Below are 18,411 nucleotides of genomic sequence, written 5' to 3' on the forward strand. Positions count from 1 at the left end.
ACTTCGTATTTGTGCGACATTAGAGTAGAACGGATGCGACAGAGGATAGAAGATAATGGCGCAATCCGGTCGCAAGTTGAAAGTGGGCTTCGTGCTCATGCCGAAGTTCACCCTGACGGCCTTCTCGACCTTCCTGGACGTGCTGCGCCTGGCAGCTGACGAGGGGGATCTCAGCCGGCCGATCGCCTGTGCGTGGGAGGTCATGAGCCCGCAGCGCCGGCCAGTCGGGTCCAGCTGCGGAATCGACATTCAGCCATCGTCGGATTTCGTCGACCCAAAGGCTTTCGATTACGTGGTGGTTGTGGGAGGGCTGCTGCATGGCGCTCACGGGCTCCCTCCCGAGATCGCTCAATACTTGAGAGCCGCAGCCCAGGCTGGCGTGACGCTCATCGGAGTCTGCACCGGCAGCTTCGTCCTTTGCCGCTTAGGATTGATGGCCGATCGCAAGTGCTGCGTCAGCTGGTATCACTACCGGGACTTTATGGAGGAGTTTCCGGACCTCGTCCCGATCGCCGACCGACTTTATGTGATCGATCGTGATCGTATTACGTGCTCCGGCGGAGCCGGCGTAGCCGATCTCGCGGCTCGCCTGGTCAGCGACCATCTGGGACAGGCTCAGGCTTATAAGGCTCTGCACATCCTTCTCGTCGAGCGGCCACGTTCGGGAGACACCGCACAGCCCGCACCGTTCATCGCTGCGACAAAGGATGACCACCTTGTCTCACGGGCCCTGCTCCTCATGGAGCAGAATCTCATGGAGCCTCTCTCCGTCCAGGATCTCGCTGGAGCGCTGTCATTGAGCGTACGTCAGCTTGAACGTCATTTCCGCAACCATTTGGGCGAGAGCCCGCAGGAGAGCTACATGGCCCTGCGTCTCAAGCATGCACGCTGGATGCTTGAACATAGTGCCCTTCCGGCCGTCCTGATCGCGGCGGAACTCGGCTTCTCGGACAGTTCCCACTTCGGTCGCAGTTTCAAGGCACGCTACGGGATGACTCCTGTCCAATTCCGTCAGATGAGCCGCCACGGTGACACGAAACCAGTCAGGCGCCCGTCGGCTCATGCATATGCTGGCGATAACGTCGACCGGCGGGTTTTCGACCAGAACCATGAGTCGGACGCATCAGCCGAGAGGCAAGAGGCCCCCAAGGGACGACAGCACTGGCTGTCGCGGAGTTGAACCAAGCTCGTCCCCGATGCTCCCGTCCGGCCTCATGCATCCGCTCACTCTGCTCCACCGCAGATTATTTAATCTGGAATCCATGCGCCGGTGGATCCCGGTCGTCGACAAAGATCGTGTTGTGACCGGTGATACCAGCCCATCCCCCTATGCTTGGCATGATCCCATCGTAGGATCCGACAGGACTGGAGGCCTCGGCTCGACCCTCAAAGATCGTGCCGATCAGGCTTTCATTTCGGTAGCTGTCTCCGATCTTCAGGACCCAGCCCCATCTCCATTCGCGTCAGCCCTCTCGCAACCTCGGCTCCAAGACCGCCGGCCCCACCAATCCGGCCAATACGACCATCGCTAGGGAAAGAAGAATGCATTGGTTGAGGCCAACGAGCAGCGTCGGTTTAGCGGGTGGCTTGTCGCGCCGGGACGTGCCACGAACTTAGTGCGGGCGGAGACAGGGGATCTGAACCCGGTCCGTGCTCAGCGGCCTCCGCGATGGGTTAGTCGTGCTGAAGGTCTCGAGAAGGTGCGAAATAGCACCTGACGGGCAACATCCCGCTGGCCGACAAGGGAAATTCACCTGCCGCTTCCGGCCTCGGGTGTATAATGCCCGCACTGACTCGAGGTCCCTTCGGGTCGCGGGTCGCATGGCGAAGGAGGGTGCGATGCAGACCAATGTCGAGCTGGTTCAGATGCTCTACAAAGCCTTCCTCGACCACCGGATCGATACCATCCTCGAGCACTGCTCGGACACGATCACCTGGGACTGCGTCGGCAATCCCGCCTGGGTGCCGCTGGCCGGTACCCGCAGCGGCAAGGACCCCGTCCGGCGCTTCTTTGAGGAACTGGCCCGCGGCTACACGTTTGAGGAATTCTCGCCCGACAGCTTCCATGACGCGGGCGATCATGTGTTCTGCTTCGGGCACTCGCGCTCCCGCGCGGCCGCAACCGGGCAAGCCATCGACGACCGTTTCCTGCATGCCTTCAGGATCGAGAATGGCAAGGTGGCCGCGTTCACCGACTTCATGGACACGGCGGCGGTCGCCGTGGGGAGCGGAACCCTTCGGGTGACCGGAGAGGGAGCCAAGGCAGCTTAGGACTTGCTTGGTGGCTCTTGCCGCCGAATGCGGAAACCTCCGATCCAACCAAGGAGCGGAACCATGACGGCCTTCAACGTTGTTCGGGTACGCGTGAAGTCAGGGCGCGAGGGTGTGTTCATCGAGTTTCATCGCAGCATCGCTCCCGACTTGGCAGGCCTGCGACATGGGGTGGTGATCAAGACCGGCGAGCGCTCCTGCTGTGCCATCGGCGAATGGGGCAGCATGGACGCCCTGGTGGCGGCACGCCCGGCGAGGACCTCCTATCTGGATCGGTTCAGGGACATGCTGGAGGACCTCGGCTCCGGCTTGGGCGTCACCGACCCGGTGTCCGGCGAGGTGATTCTCGATACCGCCGAACTGATGCCGATCCCGCCGATGGGAACGGGTGCCGATAAGCCCCGGGCAGGCAGGAGTCTGTAGTCCCGGTCGGAAAGCCCGCCAGTCGGGCGTATAGGGAGGCGGGTGGATCTTCGCCGATGAGGTGGAGCACCCGATCGGGTCTCCCGGCATGGAGGAAACGATGCCAAAGATCAGGTTGTGGGCGGTTGCCCTGGGTTTCGTGCTCTGCCCGGCATATGGACAGGCCCAGCATCATCACGACCACGCGCAGGGCGCCTCCCCAGGCGCGGTGGCTCTCGGGGAAGTCCATTTCCCGGTCAGTTGCACGCCCGAGGCGCAAGCTGCTTTCGACGAGGCGATGAAGCTGCAGCACTCGTTCTGGTATCAAGCCGCAGGCGAAGCTTTCCGGCGGGTGCGTGAGCGCGATCCAGCCTGTGTCATGGCTTATTGGGGCGAGGCCATGGCCCTCTTGGTGAATCCCTTCACCGTCACCACCGCAGCAAACCTCCGGCAAGGACGCGCCTTGCTCGAGGAGGCGCGGCGGATCGGTGCCCGCTCCGAGCGCGAGGCCGGTTTTATCGCTGCTCTCTCCGAGCTTTACGGCAATGAGGACCCGGCGACGCACAGATCCCGCCTGGAGCGCTATGAGCAAGCGATGAGCGGGCTGTACGAGCGCTTCCCCGACGACCCGGAGGTCGGCATCCACTACGCCCTTGCTCTGGTGATGGCGGCGCCCCCGACGGACAAGACCTACGCACGCCAGATGCGCGCCGCGGAGATCCTGGAGCGGGCGTGGGCCCGGCAGCCGCAGCACCCCGGTATCGCCCACTATTTGATCCACACATACGACACGCCCGCGCTTGCGGCGCGCGGTGTGGCGGCAGCCGAGCGCTACGCCGAGATTGCTGCCGACGCCCCGCACGCGCTGCACATGCCCTCCCACATCTTCACCCGGATTGGCCGCTGGGAGGACTCGATCGAGACCAACCACCGCTCTGCCGAGACGGCACGTGAGCGGCAGGCCGTCTTCGACGAGATCCATGCGCTTGACTACATGGTGTACGGCTATCTCCAGACCGGGCAGATTGAGGCGGCACGGAGCGTGGTCACCGACTTAGGGCGCTTTGCCTCGTGGACAGCGCCGGCTCCGATCTTTGCCTGGGCCCTGACCGTGATGCCGGCCCGCTTTGCCCTTGAACGCGGGGCATGGGAGGAGGCGGCGGCTCTCACCCCAGGCCAGCAAACCGCACCGCTGGTTGTCGCAAACACGCACTTCGCTCGTGCGGTGGGCGCGGCGCGGGCTGGGCGCCCGGATGCAGCGGCTGCGGACATTGAGGCACTGAAGGCTGCGGCAGCCGCTCTTCGCAATAGCGATGCCTATTGGGCGGAGCAGACGGAGATCCTGCGCCTCGCGACTGAAGCTTGGGTCGCCTTTGCGCGCACCCAGCATGACCAGGCAGTCACCATCATGCAGGAGGCGGCTGAGCGCGAGGGGCGGACGGATAAGCATCCGGTGACGCCCGGCCCGCTCTTCCCTGCTCGCGAGCAACTCGGGGAGATGCTGCTGATCATGGGCCGCTATGCCGAGGCGCAGCGCGAATATGAGGCCGTCCAGACGACGGAGCCTGGCCGGTTCCGTGCCGTCCATGGGGCCGCACGAGCGGCTGAGTTGAGCGGCGATCGTGAGGCGGCGCGACGGCATTATGCACACTTGCTTGATGTCGCCGCACAAGCTCAGCCAGGCTTAGCCGAGATTGAGCACGCTCGTGCTTTCCTGAGCAACTGAGGGAACAGCGGTCGAATGTCGGCACCGGGTCAAACCACGAAATTCGGTGCTGGCCATAAACGTCCGCTCACGCTTTCAATTCCGGAGACTTGGATGGAGACTTGGATCATGTGAGCCTCGCGCCGCCTCTGGAGCATGCTCCGGAGGCCGGAAGGATCAGGCTATCGAATCGTTCACTTCGACGCCCCACTCGAAATCAACCGTTCCCGCCACATGCGTCAGCGTTCCAGCCGCTATGCCATGCCGTTATCGAGGAGCTCCCAAAAGGTGAATGACGGCAGGTGCACCAAGTGAAATTCCCGAGAGGAGTAGGAGGAGGAACACGATGCGCCGCATCGTGACAGGTGAAAAGGGCGGCGGCCAGCGGCGAGCAGTGTAGGTTGCGCTCATCACGGCCGGAATAGCCACAAGCGCCGACATGGTCGAGCTCGATGGAAGATCGCCGGAGACTGCCACAAGGCTGATGCGGAATACCGCGTTAAGAGCGAAAACCGTCACCAGGGTTTCACGCACCTTCACCAACGGCATGGGCTGACGATAGAAATGGTAAACGAGCGGCGGGCCTGCAGTTGAGAACATCCCGCCCATCACACCAGCAATTCCGCCGAAAAATAGGAATGATCCATTGCCGGATCGCTCCGGAAGCGGCTCGGGCTTTCGCGCAAGCTGCAGGCTCGAGACGACGATCACCAAGCCGAGAAGCAGGCGCAGAAGATCGACGTGGCTTCCAGCAAGCCATTCCAGCAGCCAATAGCCGACAAAGAGCATCGGAATGCTCGCTGCCATGACGAGGCCGAATTGATACCACGCCACATCACGCCAGCCCTTCAGAAGCATCTGTGTGGCATTCACAAGAGTCAGCATGCTCACGATCACTGCAGCGTCGGGCAGAGACAAAAGTCCCGTGAGACCGACCCCACCCATGGTGATGAGGCCGAAGGCGAAGCCCGTCAGGGTTTGCGCATAGGCAGCGGCGCCCGTCAGGACCAGGAAGCCGATGAGCTCCGAAAGCGACATACTTTGTGGACTTCCTCAAACTGGCGAACAGCTCCACAAACCGGGAGCCGGCATAATTGAAATCGGCTGCTAAAGCATCGGCCCCAAAAGTGGATTTGCACTTTTGGGATCAATCCGATGCTTTCTCTTTCAAGCAGAGCATCGTTCATGCGGAAAACCGGGTCCACTTTTCCGCACGATGCTCTAGCCCGAGGGAGCCGCAATTCTCGCTCCCTGTGCTCTAATCGCGGGTTTTCAGTCAAGCGCGATGAGGTGAGGTCTGGTATCCTTGCTTCTCCTCGGGTCATGGTTCGCTCTGCGGCCGGCACTCGCCGCCACAGGATCGGTTTAACAGCATCAGCCTTCCAAAGCCGGCGACGTGGTCAGTTGGAGAAGCGTTGTCACATCGGCTTCACCCTAAGGTCAGCCTCGGGTCACAGTCCGACATTCCCCTGCCCTTCCCGAGTGTCAGCTTACGCCGGATGAGCAGAACAAACTTCTTGCGTCGGAGAAGTGCCAAAAGGCGACGTCAGGAATACGCACCAGGCTTGCATGTCTCTCCAAGCTCTGTAGCCCGGCAGCCGCTCCACCAAACTGAATGAAGCGACACGCACCCTTCACAGAGAGGAGGTCACAGCACCGGTGATGCGGGTGATCGCCTCATCGACCGTCGGTCTGGGGCAACCGAGATCGGCGCGCATATCGAAATCCTTGTTCGCTCGCCCGGGACCGCGACGATTGAAGGCTGTCACAGGGCTGTTCACTTGCACGTCCTTTGATCGATTGTGAGTTGTTCGTTCAGTACCAGGGCTCAGAGTTCCGCGCGTCCGCCATCGACGACGATCTCGGCCCCCAGCATGTAGCTCGAACCATCGCTGGCCAGGAACAGCACCGCCGCGGCGATTTCCTCCGGCCGGCCCATCCGCCCGAGCGGAACCTGTGCACCGACCTTGGCGGCGTAAGCGCGGAACTCCTCTTCCGTCTGGTTCCTGACACGGTGGATCGGCGTTTCGATGGAGCCGGGGCTGACCGCGTTCACCCGGATCCCACGCTCCAGGAGTTCGGCGGACAAGGTCCGCGCGAAGGAACGGACCGCCGCCTTCGATGCCGAAAGGAGCGAACGCCCGGGCGCTCCCACCTGGTTGAGCCAGGATGTGTTGAGGATGATCGAGGAGCCCGATGACATCAGAGGCAACACGGCCTGCACGGAGAAGTAGACGCTCTTCACGTTGACGTCCATCAGCCGGTCGTACATCGCCTCGTCCGTGCTCTCGATGGGCGTGCCGAAGGCGACGCCGGCATTGGCGAACAGGATGTCGAGCGAGCCGAAGGCCTCCCTCAGTTCCTGTTGCAGTCGGTTGAGATCCTCTCGCGAGGTGACGTCCGCGCGTATGGCAAGGGCAGCGTCGCCCAGTTCGGCGCGTGCGCCCTCAAGCTTATCCGCATTGGTCCCGGTGATGGCGACCCTTGCACCGTGCTCTTGCAGCAGCCGCGCAGTCGCGAGGCCAATACCGCTCGATCCGCCGGTGATCAGCGCTGTCTTTCCCTTAAGCATCGGTTGATCCACGCTCCTCGCGCCCTCAGCGTCGGCAGGCATCACGGCGCCTTGGCGACCGAGCGAACAAGGGCCACGACTAGGCTCAAGATGCCGCCAAACCATAGCGCCATCGCAACTGGTCCCAAAGCCATGGCCCAGCCTGTTTGGCCCGGCGCATGCATCATGGGATGAGTCCAGGGCGTGCCCGTTGAGTCCGTGGCGAAGTGCCCGGGACCGGACTGATGCAGAACGATCATCATTGCGATGCCGGAGAGCAGCGCGACGCCTCCGATGGTGGCTAACCTCTTCGTACCAGTCATGATCTGTCCCTTTCTCAATTGGAAGGTCTTGGTCGATCGCGATTAAGCCCTGGAAGTCCGCCCCTGTTCAGAGACCGGTGCTTGCGTCTCCGTCTTCCAGGAGAGTGCAGCACCAGCAAGCAGGAGCGGGAGGAATGAGATCCAGAGGACCATGTCCCAGCCGTAGCTGGCCAACAGTCCTCCCGACGAGAACGAGCCCGCGGCCATCGTGCCGAACACCAGGAAGTCGTTGAGCGACTGCACGCGCGTCCGTTCCTCGGGACGGTGGCACTCCAGCACGAGTGCCGAAGCGCCCACGAAGCCGAAGTTCCAGCCGACCCCAAGCAGGATCAGGGTCAGCCAGAAATGCGCCACGTCCACCCCCGTCAGCCCGATGGCGGCGGATGCGGCCGTCAGGGCCAATCCAGCGGCTACCACGCGGGGGGCGCCGAAGCGCGTGATCAGCCGCCCGGTGAAGAAGCCCGGGCCGTACATCGCGATGATGTGCCATTGCAGGCCGAGGTTGGACGATTCCTGCGACAGGCCGCACAGACGCATCGCCAACGGGGCCGCCGTCATGATGAAGTTCATGAGCGTGTAGGAAACGACCCCGCAGATCACGGCGGTGATGAAGCGGGGCTGGCGCACGATGGCACCGAGCGGGCGACCGCCGGCCACCTCCGCCGCCGTGGGCATCGGGACCCGGACGCCGAACAGGACGAGGGCGGACACGACTGCGACGGCGGCCTGCGCCAGGAACGTCGCCGCGAACAGGTAGGGCTGCCACAGGTCCATGGTGTAGGTGACGAGTTGCGGACCGATGACCCCGGCGAACACCCCGCCCGCCATGACGGCGGACAGGGCCCGGGGGCGTCGCTCCGGCGCGACGCAATCGGCGGCGGCGAAGCGGAATGAGAGGACGACGGCGGCGTAGGCGCCGCCGAAGAACGTGCCTAAGCAGAACAGCCAGAACGAGCCCAGCACGACCGCCAGGGCGGCCAGCAGGCCGACGAGCACGCCACATCCCGTTCCCGTCAGGAACGCGGCGCGACGACCATGGCGCCGGGCGATGGCTCCGGCCGGCAGAGTGCAGGCCGCCATCCCCACCACGAAGATGGAGATCGGCAGCGTGGCTAGCGCCTTGCTGGGGGCTAGCATGTTGCCGACGATGGCGCCGGTTGCGTAGACGACCGCCGAGTTCGCCCCGGCGAGCGCCTGCGCGACCGCGAGCCTCAGGACATCGGCATCCCCGGATCGACTCGCGGGCCCGAGCCTGGTCGCCGTGTTGGCATCAGCGTGTGACATGGGGATCCTCAGGCTGCGAGCAGACCATGCCAGCGCGTGTCGCGCGGCGACGGGCGGCGGTGCAGGCGACGGTCGAGAAGCTTGCCGGCCTTCACGGTCTCGCCGCTTCGCATCAGAGCCAGAAGGAGCATGTCCTCGATCATCTCGCGCTGGGCACCGCTGCCGCCGATGCGCACGACCTCGGCCGCGACCGGCTCCAGGATGCGGGCGCAGCCCGCGTAGTCCTCCTCCGCGAAGGCCAAGGCGGCGCGGCAGATCGCCGGCACCACCGGCCCGGCGGCCAAGCCTCCCGCTTCGATCAGTCCCGTCAACGCCTGCACCCGCTGCTCGACCGCGGCCCTGTCGCCGGTTGCCGCCGCGATGAGGGCCATGTGGACATCGGCGAAGGCGAAGCCGGCCTGTTGGAAGACTCCGCCGGAATAGGCCGCCGCCGCCTCCCACAACCCCGCCGGCACCGTGTGGCCGTAGGCCTTGAGCCGCCACAGGAACGACGCCGTGTCGCTGACGACGTTGACCGGCATCCCGGCCGACACCGACGGCTGGATGTAATCCGCGTAGATCGCAAGCGCCCGCTCCGGATCACCCCGCTCCAGGGCACCCAGCGCCGAATGCCAGGCGATGTGGCCATGGAGGATGCCGGCGCGGTCATAGCCCGGCAGCCAGTCCGCGATCAGCCTCTCCGCGTCCTCACCCGCGCCGCCCTCGTACATGGCGTGCGAGAGCGCGTGCGCTGCGTTCGCGTTGTTTCTTCGCAGGTCGTAGCTGCGCTGCGTGAGTGCCCAGCCAAGCGTCACATTGCCGTTCTCGGCATGGGCCCAGCCCCGGTAGGTGAGGAACCACCAATCGTCGGCGTCGAAGTGCCGGGCGTGCCGCTCGCAGAGATCCACGCGCGCTTGGTCATGGTCCGCCATCCCGGAGAAGGCGAAGAGCCCGAAGGCGCCGAGAGGCAGCGACAGGATCAGGACGTCCCGCGGCCAGGTGTCGGCGTGCGCGAGCGACCGCTCCAGCGCCTTTGCCGACTGGCCGTTGACGGCAAGCGACAGGATCTCCACATGGCTCCGCTCGCGCTCGGTCCCGCGCCGGGCGACGATCTCTTCCGCCGTCGCGATCCGCGCCTTGGCCTTCGCCAGTTCGGCCCGGATGGCGTGCAGGCGGGCGCGCGCCGCATGGGCGAGAGCGAAGTCCGGGTCGGCCGCGATAGCCTCCTCCAGGGACTCCGCGGCGCCGGGCCAGGCCGAGAGGAGCAGGTCGACTCCGTGCCGGTAACGTTCGGCTGCGAGATCGGACGTCGTCGAGAGTGGCAGACCACGGCTATCCAGGAGGGTCATGGCAGGGTCCTCGTTCTGGGATCGGGCGGGCAATCAGTGCTCGTTCCAGCGGTTTATACGCGATCCCCTCCTGTCGGTATTTTGACAATCTGCCAAACTATGTAGAGTAACCGCCAAACTGGAGGCCCAACATGACATGGGAGACAATCCAGGCGCCGTCTGGCTTGGCACCACCCCAACCGATCACCGTCCGGGCTCAGTCGATCCCGGCGCGCCATTACTTCCCCGAGCATGCACACTCCTGGAACCAGATGGTATACGCGATCTCCGGCGTGCTGACGGTGGCGGTGGAGGGGCGCTCCTTCGTGATCTCGCCGGAGCAGGCCGTCTGGCTGCCGACAGGCCTGCGGCACCGGGTCGGATCCCTGCTCGGGGCGGAGTTCCGCAGTCTCTGGATCGCCGACGAGGCCGGCCGCGGCCTTCCGACGGCTCCGACGGTGTTCGGCGTCACGCCGCTGCTCAAGGCTCTCATCGTCGAGGCCACTGCGATCGAGGACGAGGAGGATCGTGATGGATATGCCGGCCGTGTGACGGAACTGATCCTTGACCAACTCCGGCGGGCGCAGCCCCTCCCGGGCGCGCTCCCCTGGCCGCGCGGGGGATCCTCCCTGACGGCGCTTTGCGAGGCGCTCTACGCCGACCCGGCCGACCCGCGCGGGCCGGAGGCGTGGGGCCGGGAGCTTGGGATGTCGGAGCGGACCCTGGCCCGCCGCTTCGAGACGGAGATGGGCATGAGCCTGCGTTCCTGGCGGCGGCGCCTGCGGCTGTTCAAGGCGATTGAACTCATGGGCGGTGGCTTGGACGTGACCCGGACGGCCATGGAGCTCGGCTATGGCTCGACGTCGGCCTTCGTGTATGCGTTCCGCACCGACATGGGGTGCAGCCCCCAGGCCTACATGCGCGGGCGTGGGGCAGATCGGTTCGGGAGCTGATCTAGTGTCCCGTCGGAAGTCTCTTGGCTGGCCAAAGCTGATGGTGAAACGCCGCTGGTACTGACTACGCCGAGGCCAGATGACGTTGCGATAAGATCCTGAATCCGCAGTTTGACGCATGGTGTGCATGCGGACAGGTTTCCGGTGTACGACCGAGCGCACTTTGTACGGCACCTTTAATTGATGGTTGAGGTCTACTCCGAGGCTGCCGTCCCGCCCGGCCTGTTGCGGAAGCCGTTTTCTCGGGATCACCCTGCTCCTGCTTTGACTACCGCGGCGGAAGCATGGCGCTGATCCGGACTTGAAGTCCGTCCGGAGCGAAAGTCGTCTCGACCTCGCCCCCCAACTGCCGCCCGAGGGCTCGGTGCAACAGCACCGATCCAAAGCCCTGCCGCTCCGGCTTCTCGACCGGAGGTCCGCCACGTTCCTGCCAAGCCAGATTGAGCTTGCGCCCGTCGGCCCGCTCCTCAACGCTCCAGGTTACCTCAACGCAGCCGCTGGGAAGCGAGAACGCACCGTACTTGGCGGCATTGGTGGTCAGCTCATGCACCGCCATCCCGAGTGCCACCGCGATCTCGGAGGGCAGCCGAACGTCGGGTCCGGCAAGCCTCACCCGCTGGCCGGATCCATCGTCGTAAGGCGCTAGCTCGAAGTCCAGGATGCCCTTGAGCGAGGCCCCGCCATGCCCCTGTTCGATCAGCAGTGTGTGCGTTCTCGCGAGCGACGTGATCCGCTCCGTCACGGCCTGCTGGAACTCGGCAATGGTCTGGGCGCGCCGCGCCGTCGAGGCGATCACCGCCTGGACTGTCGCCAGTGTATTCTTGACCCGGTGATGGAGCTCACGGTTGACCAGAAGGAGCTGCTCCTCCAGCCGCTTGCGCTCGGTGATGTCGCGGGCGATCTTCGAGGCGCCGATAATCCGGCCGTGGCCGTCCTTAACCGGTGACACTGTCAGTGAGATTGCGACCTGATGGCCGTCCTTGCATTGGCGAACGGTTTCGAAGTGCTCGATCTGGTCGCCCCTGCCGGTGCGTTCGAGAATCCCCGTCTCCTCGTCCTGCCGATCTTCGGGGATCAGGAGCGTCACGGGTTGGCCGATCACCTCCTCGGCCCGGTAGCCGTAGAGCCGTTCCGCACCCTTGTTCCAGCTCGTAATGGCGCCGGTCAAATCCATGCTCAGGATGGCGTCGTCGGACGACTCGATGATCGCGGCAAGCCGCCGCGCGGCCTCTTCCGCCTGCTTGCGGGCGCTGATGTCGACGGCGAACTCCACGATGGTGCCGTCGCCCAGGTCGCGGCCGGCGAACAGCATCCAGGAGCGGCTGCCGTCCTTGCGCAGGTACTCCTTCTCATAGGGGCCGATCCGCCCCGTCCCGGCCAGATCCTTCATCTGCGCCTCGCTGGCGGCGACCCACTCGGGCGGGGTCATCCGGCGCCAGTCGAGATTGCCGCTCTCGACCTCCTGCCGCGACCAGCCGGTGATCTTGAGGAATACGTCGTTGGCGCCGATCAGCGTACCCTCATAGTTGAAGAACATGACGCCTACGGCTTCGGTCTCCAACACCCGCCGCAGGCGCTCCTCGCTCGCGCGCAGCGCCATCTGGGCGAGGTGCGCGTCGGTGACGTCATGCCCTTCGCAGAAGATCCCGGTCACCCGCCCGGCTGCGTCGCACACGGGCTCGTAGACGAAGCTGAGGAAGCGTTCCTCCGGCACGGTGCCGGGCGCGCGTTGCAGGCGAACCGGAACGTCTTCGGCCACGACACGCTCGCCGCGCGCATAGACCTGGTCGAGCCACTCGAAGAAACCCTGCCCCGCGAGTTCGGGGAAGGCCTCACGCGCGCTCCGGCCGATGCAGTCGCGGTTGCCGACCAGCCGCAGATAGGCTTGGTTGGCGAACTCGAACACGTGCCCGGGTCCGCGCAGGATCGCGATGAAGCCGGGGGCCTGCTCGAACAGGCGCCGCTGCCGCTCGGTCTCGGACGCGAGCCGCCGCTCGGCCATGATCTGGCGGGTGATTTCCGTGCAGGCACAGAAGAACCCGGCAACCGAGCCCGTTTCGTCACGCACAGGTGTATAGGAGAAGGAGAAATGGGTCTCCTCCGGGTAGCCCCGCCGCTCCATGATGAAGGTGATGTCGTCCATGTGGACCGACTCGCCCGCATAGGCCTGCTCAACAATCGGCAGGAGTTTGTCGTGGATGTCGGACCACACATCAAGGATCGGTCGGCCCAATGCGGCCGGGTGCTTGCGCGCAAGGATCTCGGCATAGGCGTCATTGTAGAGCAGCGTGCGCTCGGCGCCCCAGGCAATAAACATGGCCTGTTTGGAGCTCACCATAACGCCAATCAGGGTCTTGAGGGCCTGCGACCAACCCTCGGGATGGCCGAGCGACGTCGCGGCCCAGTCATGGGCGCGGATGCGGGTACCCATTTCCCCGCCGCCCGAAAGGAGGTCGAGCCGCGTGTTCGGTCCGAAGTTGCCGTCCATGATCTCCATTCTGTTTGTCTGAGGGCTCAGGGGCTCGGCCCCGACTGCCGCCTCGTTCATTCGCCCGGTGTGCCCCTCATCGTGGCGAGGGAAGGCAGCTTCGTTGCTTGGGCCGTGCGGCGCCTGCCGTCTGGCGGTTGAGGTTGCTACCCCGCCTCAGCCCCGTCATGGGCTGATCCACCGCGAAATGAGAACGAGCCCCGCTGGACGGAGGTACCCAGCAGAGCCCGAACCGATGCGGATGTGACGCCAATCCGCATTTGAGACCCCTCGTTTACTCAGAGCTGCGAGAGGCCTCACTTACATAAGTGAAACGTAACCGCAGCTTCCCAATTGGCGGCGCGACGGGAACGAACTGTGCTCTGTCCGATCCTTTGTCTCGCCCCTGGCAAGTAAACCGACGGACCGAATGTCAGCGCCGGGTCAGACCAGGAAATCCCCTGCTCCTCAGGAGCGTCCGGTGTTCCTTTCTTAAGCGGACACTCGGTCTGCTTCCGCGTCGTGCCATGAACGGACCTTCCTGACGAAAAGGTGCCGCCGTGCAGATCCTTACCTGTTGCGGAATCTCCCGGTCATCTCATGAATGTGCCGCACGGGAGTGGCCCCGCGATACGGCTTTGGCATGAAGTGTCCGTCGTCCGGGATCTCATCAGGATGCGGAGGGGCATAGCCGGAGGAGATCAGCAGCCGGATGTGAGGCCAGCGCTGGTGGACCTGCTCGGCGAGCGCCATGCGGTCCGTCGAGTCGGGCATGTCCACATCCGTGAACAGCACCTGCACCTCATCCGACCGCGCCTCCAGCACCGCCAAGGCGACACGGGCGTTTGCCGCCTCCAGAACATGGAACCCAGCCTCCTCCAGCTCGTCGGCAGCGGTCATGCGCACCAACGGCTCGTCCTCGACGATCAGGACAACAGGAGGCTCTTTGATTTCGGTCGGTGTCATTGCCGTCGAACGGAATTAACCTATGTTAGTTCCTACCGCCCAGGTTCTTTGTTTTGCTTGAGGTTTTTATCGATGATCCTGTCTGACACGCCCGCCCACAGGTTCAAGGTTGGAGATCGGGTGTGGATTGTCAGATCCTCCAGCGGCAACGCGGCGGAAGCCTTCCTGGAACTCGTCACGCTCGCGGATGCCGCACAGCGCCCGCAGCAGATCTGGGAGGTGGTCCGGCTTCGGCCAGCCGACGAGATCGGATTTCAGTACCACGTCAAAGCCTGTGAGAATGGACAGGAGCGGCTGGTTCGGGAGGGCCAGCTTGCCCCGGCGGAATAGCTGTCGGCTGGTTTTCTATCAAAGAGAGCGGCGTCGCCGCTTGGTTCTGCTGGCGGATCCGCTCGGCCGTCCCATCGGGGCCGCTAGGCCAGACGCTGGCTGATCCATGCCTGCGCGGCATCCGGATCGGCAAAGACTGGGTGGTCTATTCCGCCAACCTCCCCAAAACCAGCCTCCGGAAACCAGTGCGTGGGAGCCGCCTCGGCGGCTCACCCCATGCGCGCAGCAGAAGGAAGAAGACCGTCATGATACGACGGCTGGGTAGGCCTCTGGCCCATGAGGAGCTACACTCAGGACGGTCTGGGGGCGGGTTCCAGCAACCGGTAGAGAGCTTGGGCGGGCGTTTCGCGGCTGACAGGCTTTTCGAGCCATGGTGCATCCCGCAGCTCCGGCGGACGACCGGCTTTTGGCGGCAGGCTCGAGTAGAACGCGAGCGGTATTCCCCGGCGCTTCAGCTCAGGGGCGACGTCGAGGGAGGCGCCGTCCTTGATCATGATGTCGAGCACGGCCAGGTCGGGGGATGTTGTGTTCCAGCCATTGCCGCGCCTGGGCACTGCTCATGAGGGGGCCCGCACCGTGAATCCGGTCTCCTCCAGGGAGGCTTCCAGCGACATGCCGATCAGCGCCTGATCTTCGACGATCATGCCGTGGGATTCACGCATCGAACTCACCCTCCGTGTAACTTGGACAAAGAGAAAGAGCCCCGCTGGCAGGAGGCCGCCAGTGGAGCCCAATGGACGCGAGGAGGGACGAAATCGCATCTGCCCGCTTCTTTACGCAGGCCCGAACGCTTCTTCGCTCACACAGGTAAACCCTGGCCGCATACTCTCCGAAGTCACGGCATTATGGCGAACAGCGCGTGCCCCAGTCTGGCCTGCATTCTGAAAGATTATCATAAGTTAGTGGCAGGGCTCTTTCGGTGCCTTAAGGCACACGGCCCTCTGCGCGGACCAGCCTGGAGGCTGCCGTTTGTGCGTGGAGGAGAAGCATGGTCGCCGACAGCCTCAAGGCGGGGACACTCCCGGAAGAACCTGATGGTCTTGAGGATGGGCAGAGCGTTGATGGCGAGCCTGCGCCGGAGCCAACCCTGCCACCCCGTATCGCCGCCTATCTGGGAGAACAGCTCCAGGCCTTCTACGCGCACCTGATGAGCGCGCCTGTTCCCGATCGTCTCGTCCAACTCCTGGAGCAACCGGATCGGAAGGGGAGCGCGAGCGATGGCGACTGAGACCTCCGTCCATCAGGCCATGCTGGCCGCCGTCCCGCACCTGCGGGCCTTTGCCATCTCATTGTCCGGCAACGTCGAGTATGCGGACGATCTCGTTCAATCGGCCCTGATGCGGGGCCTGGAGAACCTCGACAAGTTCCAGCCCGGCACGAGCATGCAGGCGTGGCTCTTCACCATCCTGCGCAACCACTACTACACCGAACTGCGGAAACACCGGCGCGAGGTGGAGGATCCGGACGGAGCGATGGCCGAGAAACTGGCCGTGCTGCCGGAGCAAGGCTCGCGGCTGGACTTCACGGATATGCAGGCAGCACTGGCCAGGCTCAGCCCCGAGCAGCGTGAGGCGCTTCTGCTCGTTTCCGCCGAGGGCGTGTCGTACGAGGAGGCGGCTCAGATCTGCCGGGTCAACATCGGCACGCTCAAGAGCCGCGTGAACCGCGCCCGCACCCGCTTGGCGGAGCTCCTGGCGCTTGATGCTGAGGAGGACCTTGGCCCCGACCGCCTGGTCAAGGCCGCGCTGCTCACGCACACGCCCTGATAAGAGCGGCCGTGCATTCGCAGCGGCCAGATGCTCTCATCAGCTACTCGGCCATCCGCTCGTCAGGAATCTCGCCGGTTGCGGCAGAGCTGGCTTCAGCCGCAGCCGCTGGCGGAGCATTCTCGACCGTCGCGCCGGAGCGCTCCTGCCCTTGCTCAGCCAGCTCCCGCTCTGCCCGGAACCAATGGCCTTCAGGATTTCCGGTGCGGCCCTCACTCTCCCAGATCTCATAGGCCCGCCGCCGGATCCGCTCATCCTGGTTGGTGGCGATGGCTGCGGCGGACACTGTGTCGGACATGATCTGCCCCCTCTCGCTGGACCACCGGATCAATGATCGAGCAGAAAAGAGGTTCATCCATCCCTATGTCGAAGTTGGCCCCTGCAAGCGAGGATCACCTTCGAACCCATGAACAACCGCATGCCACGTGCAGGTTGTGCATGTTGTGCTTCATCTCGGATGAGCCGGCTCACGGATTGCCTCTCCGATCGCGGCTGCGCATGGCCTGCCGCAGCACCTCAAAGATGACCGCTGTCGACCAGCCAAACAGCAGTACGCCGTTCATGGCCGCCATCGGGCCAAGTAGGCGCCAGCGCTCCACCGGCACGACATCGCCGTAGCCGAGTGTCGTGTAGTTGACGAACGCGAAGTACAGCATGTCGACTCCCGCAGGAGCGGCATCCAGGATTGCATAGGCGAGAGACCACGCGATCACCTCGGCTACGTGTGCGATCATCAGCACCCCGACGGTCGCGACCATGACGGCAGCGAGCCACGCTTGGGATCGGCGGGGCTCCCATTTCAGGGCGCGGCGGGCAGTCCCCACCACCGTTGCCATCACGGCCGCATGGATGGCGATGTTGCCCAGGCTGACGGCGCCCCCGAGGAGAAGCTGTCGCAACATGGCTCACCTTCTACGGCGTGGTGGTCGGGATCAGGTAAAGGATAGCCGCGATGATGAGATAGAGGGCCAGCAATTGGGCTCCCTTGAACCAGTTGGACTGGCCGGCCGTCGCAACGGTTGCCCCAAGGAGCACCGCCCCGAACAGCATCCACATTTCGGCCTGCGAGAAGGCCAACCGGAACTGCGGCTGGCCCATGAGCGGTGCGACCAACACCAGGATAGGGGCCACGAACAAGGCGATCTGCACGCAGCTTCCCAGAGCAATGCCGATGCTGAGATCGGGACGGTTGGCCCGACCCATGGCGATGGCCGAGCCGGACTCGGCCGCGCCGCCGACAAGCGCCAGCACGATCACGCCCATGAACACCTGCGACATGCCCAGCGAGTGCCCGGCCTGTTCGGCGGCCCCAACGAGGAGTTCGCTCATCCAGGCTGCGCCGAGAGACGCAACCAGCAACGTCGCGACGCCCCACGCGAGGCTAGGATGATCGTGACTTTCCTCGCCGGCGGCAGGGGCATTCAGTTCGGCGAAGATCTCCGGATGGGTTCGCAGGGAGTACAGCAGGAAGAGCCCATAGAGGCCCAGCAGGACGACCGCCACGACGAGGTCCAGGGTGGCGTGCAGGCCAAGGTGGGGCTCCGCCTCAAGGGTGCGGTGGAACGCGCTCGGCAGCGCCAGGCTGATCCAGGCCAGAACCATGGTCGACGAGTAGGTCCGCACCGCATCCGGGTTGTATTTCTGGCTGTGGTGGCGCAGGCCGCCGAGCAGGAAGGAGAAGCCCAGAGCCACCAGCAGGTTGGCGAGGAGCGCCCCGACAATGGAGGCGCGCACCATCTCCAGGAGGCCGGCCCGCAGGGCCACCATGGCGATGATCAGCTCCGGCAGGTTGCCGAAGGTGGCGTTGAGGAGGCCTCCGACCGTGGTGCCCGTGTGGACGGCGACCTGCTCGGTTCCCTGGACGATGAGCTTGGCGAACGGCACGATGGCCAAGGCGGCGCAGAAGAAGACCACGCCGGCAGGAAGGGTGCCGACGCGGTCGAGACCGGCGGCAATTGGCGCGAGGACCAGGAGCCACAGGAGAGAGGGCCTGAGCAGGGATGACCTGTGCGGTGATGCTCCGGCCACCGGGTGAGTGTCGGGATACGGCTTGTCTGTCATGACCTCATCCCTCTTGCTTGGTCGA

20 protein-coding genes and 2 pseudogenes are annotated in these 18,411 nt (G+C 64.5%); 8 read left to right on the plus strand and 14 right to left on the minus strand.

Going from position 1 to position 18,411, the window contains the following annotated elements:
- Positions 1-55 precede the first annotated feature (55 nt).
- On the plus strand, positions 56-1,180 hold the full coding sequence (locus tag AA309_RS08875) for a GlxA family transcriptional regulator (RefSeq protein WP_084731016.1): 1,125 nt from the start codon (positions 56-58) through the stop codon (positions 1,178-1,180).
- A gap of 64 nt (positions 1,181-1,244) precedes the next feature.
- Here AA309_RS08875 and AA309_RS37615 read toward each other — a convergent pair.
- Positions 1,245-1,439, minus strand: a pseudogene (locus AA309_RS37615) (proline racemase family protein); the annotation flags it as partial.
- Between the two features lies 1 nt (position 1,440).
- Positions 1,441-1,586: pseudogene (locus tag AA309_RS37620) on the minus strand (ABC transporter permease); the annotation flags it as partial.
- A 253-nt stretch (positions 1,587-1,839) separates the two neighbouring features.
- Between AA309_RS37620 and AA309_RS08880 the strand changes: the two are divergent.
- From AA309_RS08880 to AA309_RS08890, 3 genes are all read left to right on the plus strand, one after another.
- The gene (locus tag AA309_RS08880) at positions 1,840-2,271 is read left to right on the plus strand and encodes a nuclear transport factor 2 family protein (protein ID WP_160310426.1); all 432 of its coding nucleotides are present in this window, start codon (positions 1,840-1,842) and stop codon (positions 2,269-2,271) included.
- Between the two features lie 63 nt (positions 2,272-2,334).
- Positions 2,335-2,694: a DUF718 domain-containing protein gene (locus AA309_RS08885; protein ID WP_244470302.1), complete on the plus strand. Its 360-nt coding sequence runs from the start codon at positions 2,335-2,337 to the stop codon at positions 2,692-2,694.
- Positions 2,695-2,794: 100 nt separating this feature from the next.
- Positions 2,795-4,399: a bacterial transcriptional activator domain-containing protein gene (locus AA309_RS08890; protein ID WP_150117455.1), complete on the plus strand. Its 1,605-nt coding sequence runs from the start codon at positions 2,795-2,797 to the stop codon at positions 4,397-4,399.
- Between the two features lie 246 nt (positions 4,400-4,645).
- Here the strand turns inward: AA309_RS08890 and AA309_RS08895 are convergent, their stop codons facing one another.
- The 6 genes from AA309_RS08895 to AA309_RS08915 form a co-directional block, all read right to left on the minus strand.
- Positions 4,646-5,416, minus strand: a complete 771-nt coding sequence (locus AA309_RS08895; protein ID WP_047188637.1) for a TSUP family transporter — start codon at positions 5,414-5,416, stop codon at positions 4,646-4,648.
- Between the two features lie 596 nt (positions 5,417-6,012).
- Positions 6,013-6,159, minus strand: a complete 147-nt coding sequence (locus tag AA309_RS35125; protein ID WP_160310427.1) for a hypothetical protein — start codon at positions 6,157-6,159, stop codon at positions 6,013-6,015.
- 47 nt (positions 6,160-6,206) lie between these two features.
- A complete protein-coding gene (locus tag AA309_RS08900) occupies positions 6,207-6,950 on the minus strand; it encodes an SDR family oxidoreductase (RefSeq protein ID WP_047188638.1) in 744 nt (247 codons plus the stop codon).
- 41 nt (positions 6,951-6,991) lie between these two features.
- Positions 6,992-7,252 (minus strand): hypothetical protein, encoded by a 261-nt coding sequence (locus AA309_RS08905; RefSeq protein ID WP_047188639.1) that lies wholly within the window; start codon positions 7,250-7,252, stop codon positions 6,992-6,994.
- Positions 7,253-7,294: 42 nt separating this feature from the next.
- Complete coding sequence (locus tag AA309_RS08910; RefSeq protein ID WP_047188640.1) at positions 7,295-8,536, minus strand: MFS transporter; 1,242 nt, start codon at positions 8,534-8,536, stop codon at positions 7,295-7,297.
- A gap of 8 nt (positions 8,537-8,544) precedes the next feature.
- Positions 8,545-9,864 (minus strand): tetratricopeptide repeat protein, encoded by a 1,320-nt coding sequence (locus tag AA309_RS08915; RefSeq protein WP_047188641.1) that lies wholly within the window; start codon positions 9,862-9,864, stop codon positions 8,545-8,547.
- A 131-nt stretch (positions 9,865-9,995) separates the two neighbouring features.
- Here AA309_RS08915 and AA309_RS08920 point away from each other — a divergent pair, with 131 nt between their 5' ends.
- Positions 9,996-10,796: an AraC family transcriptional regulator gene (locus AA309_RS08920; RefSeq protein WP_047188642.1), complete on the plus strand. Its 801-nt coding sequence runs from the start codon at positions 9,996-9,998 to the stop codon at positions 10,794-10,796.
- 268 nt (positions 10,797-11,064) lie between these two features.
- On the opposite strand, the gene AA309_RS08925 is transcribed toward AA309_RS08920, so the two are convergent.
- A complete protein-coding gene (locus tag AA309_RS08925) occupies positions 11,065-13,284 on the minus strand; it encodes a PAS domain-containing sensor histidine kinase (RefSeq protein ID WP_047188749.1) in 2,220 nt (739 codons plus the stop codon).
- Positions 13,285-13,833: 549 nt separating this feature from the next.
- Entirely contained in the window at positions 13,834-14,229 is a 396-nt protein-coding gene (locus AA309_RS08930; protein WP_047188643.1) for a response regulator, read from the minus strand.
- A gap of 72 nt (positions 14,230-14,301) precedes the next feature.
- On the opposite strand from AA309_RS08930, the gene AA309_RS08935 reads away from it, so the two are divergent.
- Positions 14,302-14,559: a hypothetical protein gene (locus AA309_RS08935; protein WP_047188644.1), complete on the plus strand. Its 258-nt coding sequence runs from the start codon at positions 14,302-14,304 to the stop codon at positions 14,557-14,559.
- 290 nt (positions 14,560-14,849) lie between these two features.
- Here AA309_RS08935 and AA309_RS08940 read toward each other — a convergent pair whose 3' ends face one another.
- Positions 14,850-15,113: a response regulator gene (locus AA309_RS08940; RefSeq protein WP_047188645.1), complete on the minus strand. Its 264-nt coding sequence runs from the start codon at positions 15,111-15,113 to the stop codon at positions 14,850-14,852.
- A gap of 434 nt (positions 15,114-15,547) precedes the next feature.
- On the opposite strand from AA309_RS08940, the gene AA309_RS34160 reads away from it, so the two are divergent.
- Positions 15,548-15,787 (plus strand): NepR family anti-sigma factor, encoded by a 240-nt coding sequence (locus AA309_RS34160; protein WP_047188646.1) that lies wholly within the window; start codon positions 15,548-15,550, stop codon positions 15,785-15,787.
- Positions 15,777-16,325, plus strand: coding sequence for a sigma-70 family RNA polymerase sigma factor (locus AA309_RS08950; RefSeq protein WP_047188647.1), 549 nt, complete (start codon positions 15,777-15,779; stop codon positions 16,323-16,325). The genes AA309_RS34160 and AA309_RS08950 overlap by 11 nt, the downstream gene beginning before the upstream one ends.
- 43 nt (positions 16,326-16,368) lie before the next feature.
- On the opposite strand, the gene AA309_RS08955 is transcribed toward AA309_RS08950, so the two are convergent.
- From AA309_RS08955 to cax, 3 genes are all read right to left on the minus strand, one after another.
- The gene (locus AA309_RS08955; protein WP_047188648.1) at positions 16,369-16,623 is read right to left on the minus strand and encodes a DUF2934 domain-containing protein; all 255 of its coding nucleotides are present in this window, start codon (positions 16,621-16,623) and stop codon (positions 16,369-16,371) included.
- A 169-nt stretch (positions 16,624-16,792) separates the two neighbouring features.
- Positions 16,793-17,227 (minus strand): potassium channel family protein, encoded by a 435-nt coding sequence (locus tag AA309_RS08960; RefSeq protein WP_047188649.1) that lies wholly within the window; start codon positions 17,225-17,227, stop codon positions 16,793-16,795.
- Between the two features lie 10 nt (positions 17,228-17,237).
- Positions 17,238-18,386, minus strand: a complete 1,149-nt coding sequence (cax, locus tag AA309_RS08965) for a calcium/proton exchanger (RefSeq protein ID WP_244470303.1) — start codon at positions 18,384-18,386, stop codon at positions 17,238-17,240.
- Positions 18,387-18,411 lie beyond the last annotated feature (25 nt).

The organism is Microvirga vignae, assembly GCF_001017175.1.
Taxonomy (GTDB): Bacteria; Pseudomonadota; Alphaproteobacteria; order Rhizobiales; family Beijerinckiaceae; genus Microvirga; species Microvirga vignae.